1 protein-coding gene is annotated in these 218 nt (G+C 61.9%); it reads left to right on the top strand.

All coding sequences use genetic code 11. From position 1 onward, the window contains the following. A partial coding sequence (locus AF337_RS11050; RefSeq protein WP_244471219.1) for an ATP-binding protein occupies window positions 1–191 on the top strand: 191 nt, incomplete at its 5' end. Window positions 192–218: the final 27 nt, after the last annotated feature.

Genomic DNA, 218 nt, shown 5'->3' with positions numbered 1-218 from the left:
GTCTCGGGATGACAGAAGATGTGCTACGCCGGGCGAGCGATCCGTTTTTCACGACGAAAACATCGGGGCTTGGCGGCCTCGGATTGCCGATGGTGAACCGCTTCGTTCGGGAAGCACGGGGCCATCTCCGTCTGGAAAGCGAGCCCGGCCGAGGCACGGTGGTGACACTGCGATTGCCCGTCGATGGCTGAGACCCAGCAATCCCGGCCAAATTCAGT

The sequence above is a fragment of the Rhizobium ecuadorense genome (assembly GCF_001187535.1).
Lineage (GTDB): Bacteria > Pseudomonadota > Alphaproteobacteria > Rhizobiales > Rhizobiaceae > Rhizobium > Rhizobium ecuadorense.
Note: the sequence above shows the minus strand (reverse complement) of the source record. Positions and strands in the feature narration are given on the sequence as shown.